Source organism: Streptomyces sp. NBC_01451, from assembly GCF_036227485.1.
Classification (GTDB): Bacteria; Actinomycetota; Actinomycetes; order Streptomycetales; family Streptomycetaceae; genus Streptomyces.
In genome coordinates this window covers 1116060-1126309 of the sequence record NZ_CP109479.1, presented here as the reverse complement: position 1 = coordinate 1126309, position 10250 = coordinate 1116060, and the positions used below count along the sequence as shown (strand labels likewise).

Below are 10250 nucleotides of genomic sequence, written 5' to 3'. Positions count from 1 at the left end.
TCTCCTGATCCCCGACCCACGATCCACTGAGAGAGGAACATCCCATGACCAACCCCTTCGAGAACCCCGACGGCGTCTACCGCGTGCTCGTCAACGACGAGGGCCAGCACAGCCTGTGGCCGGACTTCGTCGACGTACCGGCCGGCTGGACCGTCGTCCACGGCCCGGCGCCCCGCCAGGAGTGCCTGGACCACATCGAGACCAACTGGACGGACATGCGGCCCAAGAGCCTGGCGGAGCGCATGGAGCGGGCAGTCTGAAGCCCCGATCCGATCGGACGGTTTCGATCGGACGGATCGGATCAGATCGGCTTCAGTACCGGAACGAGGAACCGACTCCCCATGCTCACCACGCGACTGACCAACGCCCGCGTCCTCACCATGGACCCCGACCACCCCGTCGCCCACGACCTGGGCATCTGGCGGGGCCGGATCGTGGGACTGGACGAGGCGGTGACCGGGCTGCCCGCGCAGCGGGTGATCGACCTCCAGGGCGCGACCGTGCTGCCCGGGTTCATCGACAGCCATGTGCACCTCGCCTGGACGGGGTTCAAGGCGGCCACCCCCACGGTGGCGCCGTGCGTCCGGGTCGAGGACGTGCTCGCGGTCGTCGCGGAGGCAGCGGCGCGGGTGCCTCCCGGCGCCTGGGTGGACGTCGCGGGGTACGACCAGCGAGGGCTCGGCCGGCACCTGACCCTCGCCGAGCTCGACAAGGCCGCCAGTGGGCGCAAGGTGCTGCTCATGCACGACTCCGGACACGGCTGCGCGGTCAGCAGCCCGGTGCTGGAACTGCTGCCCGGTGTCGTCCCGCACGAGGGAGCCTTCCTCGCCGAGGGGGCCATGGGCGCGGCCCGGGCCCTTCGGCTGCCGCACTCCCAGGGGGAGTTGGCGGAGTCGATCGGACGGGCCGCCCGCGCCTGTCTGGCCGAGGGCGTCACCGCGTGCGCCGAGGCGGGCATCGGCGGCGCCCTGCTGGGCAACAGCCCGGTCGAACTGGGCGCCTACCAACTCGCCAGGGAACGTGGCCTGTTGCCCTTGCGCGTCCAGCTGATGGTGGCCGCCGACCGGCTGCACTCCGTCACCGCCCACGAGGCCGACGGCATCCCGCGCGCCCTCGACCTCGGGCTGCGTACCGGATTCGGTGACGACTGGCTGTCCGTCGGCGCGCTGAAGGTGTACACCGACGGAGGCATGATGGCCCGCACCGCCGCGCTCACCAGTCCCTATCAAGGGCTGGACACCGCAGGGCAGTTGCAGGAGGACCCCGAACTCCTCACGCGGACCATCGTGGACGGGCATCTCGCCGGTTGGCAGCTCGCCGTGCACGCCATCGGCGACCGCGCCGCCGACGTCGCGCTCGACGCGCTGGAGGAGGCACAGCGGCTGCGGCCCCGGCCGGGTGCCCGGCACCGGATCGAGCACGCCGGGCTGATCCGGCCCGACCAGCTGCCCCGGCTGGCACGGCTCGGGGCGACAGCCGTCGTACAGCCCAACTTCCTGCGGTACTTCGGCGACGACTACGCGGCGATCATGGGGGAGGAACGGGCGCCCTGGCTGTACCGGGGGCGGGGGTTCCTGGAGCACGGCATCCGGCTGGTGGGGAGTTCCGACCGGCCGGTGGCGGACGGGTCGCCGCTGCGGGCCATGCAGTTCATGGTCGAACGAGCTTCGCTGTCAGGGCAGTTGATCGGACCGGACGAAGGCATCACCGTCGACGAGGCGCTGCGCGCCTACACGATCGACGGCGCCCACGCCTGCCACTGGGAGGACAGCGCGGGCAGCGTCACGCCCGGCAAACGGGCCGATCTGGTCGTGCTGGGAGACGACCCCCGAAGCGTCGACAGCTCGCGCATCGGGGACATCGAGGTCGTGGCGACACTCGTCGACGGCCGGGAGAACGAGGAGGGAACGCTGTGAGCGCTCCGACGACGGACGTCATCGGCGAGTACACCCAGCTGTGGCAGGACTCGCCCCACGCTCCCCGGTGGGTGCTCTGGGACACTGCCGGTGACACCCTGGTGTTCGACCGGGACGTCAACTGCCCGCTCTACATCGACGACGAGGAGATCCGGGGCGAGGTGCTGCGCCGGATGCGCGCGGCGGGCGTGCCGGAGAGCGCGGAGTACCCCGGACGCCCCTGCTCCCGATAACCGTACGAGTGACGGGAACGGGAACAGGAACAGAGGAACAGGGAGGACGGCGGCGGGGACCGCTCTGCGGACGGCTCAGGGGCGCATCAGCAACTGGAAGTCGAAGGCGTAGCGCGACGCCCGGTAGATGTGCGTGCCGAACTCCACGGCCCGTCCGGTGTCGTCGTACGCCGTGCGCTGCATGGTGAGCATGGCGGCACCCTCCGCCTCCTCCAGGCGTCGGGCCTCCGCCGCCGTGGCCGAGCGGGCGCCGACGGTCTGGCGGGCGCTGTGCAGGGTGATGCCCGCGCTGCGCATCATCCGGTACAGGCCCGTCGACTCCAGTCGGGAGGCGTCGAGTTCGAGGAGGCCCGAGGGCAGATAGTTGCAGAGGAACGCCACCGGTTCCCCGTGCGCGCAGCGCAGCCGCTCCAGCACGACGACCTCGCTGCCCTCCTTCACCCCGAGGGCCGCGGCGACCTCGGCGGTCGCCGGCTGCCGCTCGTTGCGCACGACCTGCGTGGTGGGCCCCTGGCCGGCCGTCTCCAGGTCGTCGTACAGACTGCTCAGTTCGAGCGGGCGCTTGACCTGGCTGTGCACCACCTGCGTACCGACGCCCCGCCTGCGTACCAGCAGGCCCTTGTCCACCAGGGACTGGATCGCCTGGCGGACCGTGGGCCGGGACAGGCCGAGGCGGACCGACAGGTCGATCTCGTTGCCCAGGAGATTGCCCGGCGCCAGCACCCCGTGCTCGATCGCCGCCTCCAGCTGCTGGGCCAGCTGGTAGTAGAGCGGGACGGGGCTGGAGCGGTCCAGCGTGAAGTCCAGGGTGTCCAGCGGGGAGCCGGACACCCCGCGGGCACGATCACCGGGTGTCGCCACCGGGGCACCTCCCTTCAGTTGATGACGATGCGTCAGGAGCGGCTGCGGTGAACGAGGTTGATGCCTTCGTCCACCGGGGGTCAGAGATGCCGGCGGCGGTCGGCGACCTGGCGTTCGTACTCCTCGCGGGCCTGTACGGCGGACTCGCGGGTGGCGGTCTCGGCGACCGGTACGTCCCACCAGGCCTCCGCCGGGGGAGCGGTCGGCGTCGGGTCCGTCTCGACGTACACGCAGGTCGGCCGGTCCGAGGCGCGGGCCGTGGCCAGGGCCGTGCGCAGTTCGCCCACGGTCTTGGCGCGCAGGACATCCATGCCGAGGCTGGCCGCGTTCGCCGCCAGGTCGACCGGCAGCGGGGCGCCGGTGAAGGTGCCGTCGGCGGCCCGGTAGCGGTAGGGGGTGCCGAAGCGCTCGCCGCCGACCGACTCGGAGAGGCCGCCGATGGAGGCGTACCCGTGGTTCTGGATGAGGACCAGGTTGACCGGCAGGCCCTCCTGGACGGCGGTGACGATCTCCGTCGGCATCATCAGATAGGTGCCGTCGCCGACCAGCGACCAGACCGGGGTGTCCGGGGCTGCCTGCTGGACGCCGATCCCCGCCGGGATCTCGTAGCCCATGCAGGAGTAGCCGTACTCCAGGTGGTACTGGCGGGGGCTGCGGGCCCGCCACAGTTTGTGCAGGTCACCGGGGAGCGAACCGGCCGCGTTGATGATCACGTCGTCGTCCCCGACCACCGAGTCGAGCGCGCCCAGCACCTGGGTCTGGGTGGGGACGACGTTCTCGTCGGAAGCGCTGAGAGCGGCGTCGACAACCTGCTCCCAGCGTTCCTTGCCGACGCCGTACTCGGCCTCGTAAGCCGAGTTCACACGGTGACCGGACAACGCCTCCGTCAACGCCGTGAGTCCCGCCCGCGCGTCGCAGACCAGCGTCCGCGCCGCCAGCTTGTGGGCGTCGAAGGCGGCGATGTTGAGGTTGAGGAACCGCACGCCGGGATTCTGGAACAGGGTGTTCGAGGCGGTCGTGAAGTCGGTGTAGCGGGTGCCGACGCCGATGACCAGGTCGGCGGTGCGGGCCAGGTCGTCGCTGACGGCCGTACCGGTGTGGCCGATACCGCCCAGGTCGGCGGGGTGGTCGTGGCGCAGGGAACCCTTGCCGGCCTGCGTGGACGCGACAGGGATGCCGGTGGCGTCCACCAGGGACTTCAGCGCCTCCTCGGCCTGGCTGTGGTGGATGCCGCCGCCCGCGACGATCAGCGGGCGCCCGGCGGCGCGGATCGCCCGGACCGCCTCGGCCAGCTCGTACGGGTCGGGCGCGGGACGCCGGACGTGCCAGACGCGCTCGGCGAAGAACTCCTCCGGCCAGTCGTACGCCTCCGCCTGCACGTCCTGCGGCAGGGAGAGCGTGACGGCGCCGGTCTCCACCGGGTCCGTGAGCACGCGTACGGCGTTCAGCGCGGACGGGATCAGCGCCTCGGGGCGTGTCACCCGGTCGAAGTAGCGCGAGACCGGACGCAGCGTGTCGTTGACGGACAGGTCGGCCTCGACCGGGTGCTCCAGCTGCTGGAGCAGGGGGTCCGCGGTGCGCGTCGCGAAGTAGTCGCCGGGGAGGAGGAGCACCGGGAGGCGGTTGATCGTGGCGAGGGCGGCGCCGGTGACCAGGTTGGTCGCGCCCGGGCCGATGGAGGTGGTGATGGCCTGTGCCGAGAGCCGGTTCAGCTGGCGGGCGTAACCGACGGCCGCGTGGACCATCGCCTGCTCGTTGCGGCCCTGGTGGAACGGCATCGCGTCCTCACCGGCCTCCAGGAGCGCCTGACCGAGGCCCGCCACATTGCCGTGGCCGAAAATGCCCCAGGTACCGGCGATCAGCCGTTGGCGCACGCCGTCGCGCTCGGTGTACTGCACGGACAGGAACCGCACCAGCGCCTGGGCGACGGTGAGACGGCGGACAGGGGTGGTGCTCATCAGGACTTCTCCGGGGCCGTGTAGAGGGGCAGACGGGGGTCGACGGGCTGCTCGGGCCAGGTGCCGCGGACCCAGGCGTGATCGGGGTGGTCGCAGATCAGCCAGGCGCGGTCGGCCTCGGGGCCCGCCATGACGTTGAGGTAGTACATGTGGTGGCCGGGCACGGCCATGGAGGGCCCGTGCCAGCCGTCGGGGATGAGGACGACGTCCCCGCCGCGCACCTCGGCCAGCACATCCGTGTTCCGGCCCTGTCCGGACGGGGACACCCGCTGGTAGCCGAGGCCGGGCGTGCCCTCGTGGTCGGCGAACTCGAAGTAGTAGATCTCTTCGAGGACCGACTCCTCGCCCGGGCGGTGCTCGTCGTGCTTGTGTGGCGGGAAGGACGACCAGTTCCCGCCGGGGGTGATCACCTCTACGGCGATCAGCTTGTCGCACTCGAAGACGCCGGCCGCGCCGAAGTTGTTGACCTGCCGGGAGGAGTTCCCGGTGCCGCGCAGCTCCACCGGGACGGACGAGGCGGGCCCGTAACGGGCGGGCAGCCTGCGGGTGCAGCGCGCGCCGGTGAGCGCGAAGCGCCCGCCCGCGGCGGAGGTGATGGTCGTACGGGCGTCACGGGGCATGTACACGAAGTCGCTGACGCCGCAGAACACGCTGTCGCGGCCGTGCACCTCGAAGGTGGAGTGGCCGAAGTCGTCGGTCGTCTCGACCGTGCAGGCGCCGTTCAGGGACAGTGCGATCCACTCGCTGTCGCCGGTGGAGAAGGCGTGCGAGCCGCCCGGGGGCAGCTCCAGCACCCGGAGGCTGGAGTAGCCCCAGCCGGCCTTCTCGGGGTTGACGTCGACGACGTACGGGCCGCCGAGAGCCTTGCCGGCCGGGAGGTGGTAGGCGGTGGTCATGATCTGTCACTCCTGTTCACAGCGGATCCTGTGTTGACCCTGTTCACGGCCATACCCTTGTCATCTCGGTTTACGGCGGTGTCGTTGTTGATTCGGTTCACAGCAGTCCCACCGCCGTGTCCACGGCTGCCTCCACACTGCCCGATGACGGGTAGAGCAGCGACCGGCCCACGACCAGCCCCTGCACGGTCGGCAGCCGCAGCCCCTTGCGCCAGCGCTCGTACGCGCCCTCCTGGTCGTCCCCGACCTCGCCGCCCAGCAGCACCGCGGGCAGTGTCGACGTCTCCAGCACCCCGGCCATGTCGTCCGGGTCGTCGGTGACGGGGAGTTTCAGCCAGGTGTGGGCGGAGGTGCCGCCGAGCCCCGACGCTATGGCGATAGAGCGAGTGACCGCCTCGGCGGACAGATCGCTGCGCACCCGGCCGTCGACCCGGCGCGAGATGAACGGCTCGACGAACAACGGCAGTCGGCGCGCCGCCATCTCGTCCACGGCCCGGGCGGTGGACTCCAGCGTGGTGAGCGAACCCGGGTCGTCGTAGTTGATGCGCAGCAGCAGCTTGCCCGCGTCGAAGCGCAGCCGGGCGATGTCCTGGGCGCGGTGCCCGGTGAAGCGGTCGTCCATCTCGAAGACCGCCCCGGCCAGCCCGCCGCGGTTCATCGACCCCATGACGACCTTGTCGTCCAGCACCCCGAGCAGCAGCAGGTCGTCCAGGATGTCGGCGGTCGCCAGCACCCCGTCCACACCGGGCCGCGAGAGCGCCACGCAGAGGCGTTCCAGCAGGTCGGCGCGGTTCGCCATGGCGAGCGGGCGGTCTCCGACGCCCAGGGCGCCGCGCGCCGGATGGTCGGCGGCCACGATCATGAGCCGTCCGCTGTCGCCGATCAGCGGTCGCCGGACCCGACGGGCGGCGGCCTCCGCGACGGCCTCCGGGTGCCGGGCCCTGACCGTGGCGAGGTCGGCGACGCTGATGGTCAAGACGGGCTCCGTTCAGGGGTGCGGGGCGCCTGTGCGGGCGCCCCCGGGATCGTCGCGGTCCGGCGTCCGCTCATCGGGGCGATCCGCTCGCCAGGAGGGTGTCCACCTCGGACCCGGTCGGCATCGCGGACGAGCAGGCGAGACGGGAGGCGACGAGGGCGCCGGCCGCGTTGGCGTACCGCATGGTCCGCTCCAGCTCCCAGCCGGACAGCAGCCCGTGGCACAGGGCACCGCCGAACGCGTCACCCGCGCCCAGGCCGTTGACGACCTCGACGGGCACCGGCGGGACCTCGGCGCCGGTGCCGTCGCGGTGCATCGCCAGTACGCCCTTGGGGCCCTGCTTGACGACGGCCAGCTCGGCCCCGGCCGCCAGCAACGCCTCGGCGCAGGCCCGTGGTTCGCGTACACCGGTGGCGATCTCGCACTCGTCGACGTTGCCCACCGCCACGGTCGCGTGGCGCAGGGCCTCGGCGTAGTAGGGGCGGGCTTCCTCCGGGTCGTTCCAGAACGCTGGACGCCAGTCCAGGTCGAACACGGTGACGCCCGCCCGGTCGCGGGCCTTGAGGGCGGCGAGCGTGGCCGAGCGGCTGGGTTCCTCGCTCAGACCGGTGCCGGTGATCCAGAAGACGCGGGCGGCCCGGATGCCGAAGAAGTCCAGCTCGTCGGTGTGTATCTGCAGGTCGGGGGCGGTGGGCCGACGGTAGAAGTACAGCGGGAAATCGTCCGGCGGGAAGAGCTCGCAGAACGTGACCGGGGTCGGCAGGCCGTCGACCGGTGTGACCCAGCGGTCGTCGACCCCGAACTCCCTCAGTGCCTGGTGCAGGTAGTCGCCGAAGGCGTCCGCACCGGTACGGGTGACGACGGCCGCTGAGCGGCCCAGACGGGCCCCCGCGACCGCGACGTTGGCGGCGGACCCACCGAGAAATTTCCCGAACGTCTGCACTAGTGTCAGCGGTGCGCCGGACTGCAGCGGATAAAGATCAACTCCGATGCGGCCCATGGTGACCAGGTCGAAGGGCGGGGCTGACTCGGTCATGCGATGCTCCTTCGAGCTGCGGAGGATGCGGGTCCCGAGGGGCCTGTCGTCCCCCCAGGTGTAGGACTCGGAGGGTGACGCTGTCAAGGGTTTGTTCTTACATTCTGACCTGCTCGTGAAATGATGTCTTAACAAAGTATTGACAGCGGACAGTTCCAAGGATTTGGATTCGGTCCCAACACGACTGCCGTGTTCGCGGCACACGGCCCGGACCTCCGGGACCCGGGCCCGGGATCGCTAAGATCCCCACCCTCTCCCCGGTCGCACAGTGAGGTGCAGGAAAGATGGACCGCTCTTCTCGCTCCCGCAGAATCGCCCCCGTCGTTGCCGCTGCCGCGGCAGCGGCCTTGGTCCTCGCGGGCTGCTCCAGCAGTTCCGGCGGCAAAAAGTCCGAGGACGGCGGCACCGACGCCTCGGCGGGCAAGGCCACCACCCCTCGTATGACCGTCGCCCTGGTCACCCACCAGGCGCCCGGCGACACCTTCTGGGACATCGTCCGCAAGGGTGCCCAGGCCGCCGCGGACAAGGACAACATCAAGCTCGTCTACTCGGCCGACCCGAACGCGGGCAACCAGGCCAACCTCGTCGACAACGCGATCGCCCAGAAGGTCGACGGCATCGCCATCACGCTGGCCAAGCCTGACGCCATGAAGGATGTCGTGGCCAAGGCGACGGCGGCGGGCATCCCCGTCGTCGGACTCAACTCGGGCCTGAGCGACTGGAAGAGGCTGGGTCTCCAGCAGTTCTTCGGTCAGGACGAGTCCGTCGCGGGCGAGGCGTTCGGCAAGAAGCTGAACGAACTCGGCTCCAAGAAGGCCGTCTGTGTGATCCAGGAGCAGGGCAACGTCGGCCTCACCCAGCGCTGTGACGGTGTCAAGAAGACGTTCACCGGCACGCTGGAGGTCCTCAACGTCAACGGCACCGACATGCCGTCCGTGAAGTCGACGATCACGGCAAAGCTCAACCAGGACAAGGCGATCGACTACGTCGTCACGCTCGGCGCCAGCTACGCGCTGACCGCGGTGCAGTCGGTGGGCGACGCCAACAGCAAGGCCAAGGTCGCGACCTTCGACCTCAACAAGGAGATGACCGACGCCATCACGAAGGGCGACATCCAGTTCGCGGTGGACCAGCAGCCCTACCTCCAGGGCTACTTGGCCGTCGACTCGATGTGGCTCTTCAAGAACAACGGCAACTACAGCGGTGGCGGCGAGCAGCCCGTCCTGACGGGCCCGGCGTTCGTCGACAAGTCCAACGTCGAGAAGATCGCCGCGTTCGCCGCGAAGGGCACTCGGTGATGTCGAGTCAGGCAACGGCACCGACGGCGAGTTCCTCGCCGTCGGCTCCGCCGGCCACTCAGAAGGACGGCCGCACCAACCAGCGGTCCCTGGGGCGGAGGCTGCTCGGCCGTCCCGAGGTGGGTGCGCTGATCGCGGCGATCGGTGTGTATCTGTTCTTCTTCGCGGTGGCGCCTTCCTTCCGGGAGACGAGCGCGCTGGCGACGGTGCTCTACCAGGCCTCCGTGATGGGCATCATGGCGTTGCCGGTGGCGTTGTTGATGATCGGCGGGGAGTTCGACCTGTCCGCCGGTGTCGCGGTCACCACCTCGGCGCTGACCGCCGCGATCCTGAGTTTCCAGTTGTCGGTGAACGTGTGGACCGGTGTGGTCGTCGCGTTGATCGTGTCGCTGGCGGTGGGGGCGTTCAACGGCTGGCTGCTGATCAAGACCGGGCTGCCGAGCTTCCTGGTCACCCTGGGCTCGTTTTTGATCCTGCAGGGTGCCAACCTCGCCGTCACGAAGATCTTCACGGGAAACGTGGCGTCCGACTCGATCGCCGACATGGACGGCTTCGACCAGGCCAAGAAGGTCTTCGCCTCCGAGTTCACCATCGGTGACGTCAGCTTCAAGATCACGATCGTGTACTGGCTGGTGTTCGCCGCGATCGCGACCTGGCTGCTGCTGCGCACCAGGTTCGGCAACTGGATCTTCGCGGTCGGCGGCAGCCAGGACAGTGCCCGCGCGGTCGGTGTCCCGGTGAGGTTCACGAAGATCGCCCTGTTCATGGGCGTGGGCGCGGGCGCCTGGTTCGTGGGCATGCACCTGCTGTTCTCGTTCAACACGGTGCAGTCCGGCGAGGGCGTCGGCAACGAGTTCCTGTACATCATCGCCGCGGTCATCGGCGGCTGCCTGCTGACCGGCGGCTACGGCTCCGCGATCGGCCCGGTCATCGGCGCCTTCATCTTCGGCATGGTCTCCCAGGGCATCGTCTACGCCAACTGGAACCCGGACTGGTTCAAGGCGTTCCTCGGCGTGATGCTCCTGGTCGCCGCCCTCGTCAATCTGTGGGTCCGCCGCCAGGCGACCCGGAGGTGA

Annotated in this window: 10 protein-coding genes; 5 read left to right on the top strand and 5 right to left on the bottom strand. The window is 70.2% G+C overall.

Annotation, left to right across the window (positions count from 1 at the left end; all coding sequences use genetic code 11):
* Window positions 1-44: 44 nt before the first annotated feature.
* The 3 genes from OG595_RS04990 (at window position 45) to OG595_RS04980 (ending at window position 2149) form a co-directional block, all read left to right on the top strand.
* On the top strand, window positions 45-260 hold the full coding sequence (locus OG595_RS04990) for an MbtH family protein (RefSeq protein ID WP_329268213.1): 216 nt from the start codon (window positions 45-47) through the stop codon (window positions 258-260).
* Between the two features lie 81 nt (window positions 261-341).
* Window positions 342-1916 (top strand): amidohydrolase, encoded by a 1575-nt coding sequence (locus OG595_RS04985; RefSeq protein ID WP_329268211.1) that lies wholly within the window; start codon window positions 342-344, stop codon window positions 1914-1916.
* Window positions 1913-2149 carry a hypothetical protein gene (locus OG595_RS04980; protein ID WP_329268209.1) on the top strand — a complete coding sequence of 79 codons (237 nt, stop codon included), beginning with the start codon at window positions 1913-1915 and terminating at the stop codon, window positions 2147-2149. Before OG595_RS04985 ends, OG595_RS04980 begins: the two co-directional genes overlap by 4 nt.
* 75 nt (window positions 2150-2224) lie before the next feature.
* Here OG595_RS04980 and OG595_RS04975 read toward each other — a convergent pair whose 3' ends face one another.
* The 5 genes from OG595_RS04975 to iolC form a co-directional block, all read right to left on the bottom strand.
* Window positions 2225-3010: a GntR family transcriptional regulator gene (locus OG595_RS04975; protein ID WP_329268207.1), complete on the bottom strand. Its 786-nt coding sequence runs from the start codon at window positions 3008-3010 to the stop codon at window positions 2225-2227.
* An 80-nt stretch (window positions 3011-3090) separates the two neighbouring features.
* Window positions 3091-4968: a 3D-(3,5/4)-trihydroxycyclohexane-1,2-dione acylhydrolase (decyclizing) gene (gene iolD / locus OG595_RS04970; protein ID WP_329268205.1), complete on the bottom strand. Its 1878-nt coding sequence runs from the start codon at window positions 4966-4968 to the stop codon at window positions 3091-3093.
* Entirely contained in the window at window positions 4968-5864 is an 897-nt protein-coding gene (gene iolB / locus OG595_RS04965; RefSeq protein WP_329268204.1) for a 5-deoxy-glucuronate isomerase, read from the bottom strand. The genes iolD and iolB overlap by 1 nt, the downstream gene beginning before the upstream one ends.
* Window positions 5865-5961: 97 nt before the next feature.
* Window positions 5962-6840 (bottom strand): Cgl0159 family (beta/alpha)8-fold protein, encoded by an 879-nt coding sequence (locus OG595_RS04960; RefSeq protein ID WP_329268202.1) that lies wholly within the window; start codon window positions 6838-6840, stop codon window positions 5962-5964.
* A 70-nt stretch (window positions 6841-6910) separates the two neighbouring features.
* Window positions 6911-7876, bottom strand: coding sequence for a 5-dehydro-2-deoxygluconokinase (iolC, locus tag OG595_RS04955; RefSeq protein ID WP_329268200.1), 966 nt, complete (start codon window positions 7874-7876; stop codon window positions 6911-6913).
* A 284-nt stretch (window positions 7877-8160) separates the two neighbouring features.
* On the opposite strand from iolC, the gene OG595_RS04950 reads away from it, so the two are divergent.
* Together OG595_RS04950 and OG595_RS04945 are read left to right on the top strand one after the other, a co-directional pair.
* A complete protein-coding gene (locus tag OG595_RS04950; RefSeq protein ID WP_329268198.1) occupies window positions 8161-9174 on the top strand; it encodes a sugar ABC transporter substrate-binding protein in 1014 nt (337 codons plus the stop codon).
* Complete coding sequence (locus OG595_RS04945) at window positions 9174-10250, top strand: ABC transporter permease (protein ID WP_329268195.1); 1077 nt, start codon at window positions 9174-9176, stop codon at window positions 10248-10250. Before OG595_RS04950 ends, OG595_RS04945 begins: the two co-directional genes overlap by 1 nt.